This is a genomic window from Psychrobacter sp. 1Y4 (assembly GCF_051847555.1).
The window spans coordinates 1-652 of record NZ_JBPYDE010000686.1; the positions used below are offsets into that span (position 1 = coordinate 1).

General features: G+C 46.8%; 1 pseudogene. It reads right to left on the bottom strand.

Features of this window, described 5'->3' with window-relative positions:
• Positions 1 to 645 (bottom strand): annotated as a pseudogene (locus ACS8FC_RS18335) (hypothetical protein); the annotation flags it as partial.
• Positions 646 to 652: the final 7 nt, after the last annotated feature.

Sequence of the window (652 nt, forward strand, 5' to 3'; positions counted from 1 at the left end):
GATTGGTTGGTCTTTGATACGATCCCAGCCCATGACCATTAGACGCGCCACTTCTTCATTAGACAAATGCTCTTGTGCATTCGCCTCAGCTTTGCGCGTCAAGTCTTTGATGTTGCGATGCAAATACGTTTGCAGTTTTTCATCGAGGTTTCTGTTGGTCGCTTTCTCAAACGAGCTGCGCCCAAGCTTCATCAATTTACCAACGCCACCCGCTTTATCAAGCGTGGTCTCCATAAAGTCATTGATAGCGTGATAGAGCGTTTGGGTCAACAGATCGGCAAAGGTTTCGTTACCCACCAGCGTATGAATGAGGACGTTACGCTGCTGCTCATGACTGCCGATATAGTTAGCAAGAGTCTGAACTTGGGTGTCATCGACCAGCTCAGACAAAGGCACGTTGTCATTGACTGGATGATAGATAATCGTGTGCAAAATATCACGGATATCTGTACGCATTACCTCAGTCATTGGCTGATTTAACAGCCAGTCTTTCATTAAATGCTGTAAATGGTCACAGGTAATGTATTTGCTTAAGGGCTGCGCGCCAAACCACTGCCAAGCTTCCATCGATAAAGGCTCGGCCTGCTTGTGCAACCACTGCTGCATGAAATCAACTTGCGCATCGATCAAACTGTCTATCGTCAAACGGTTG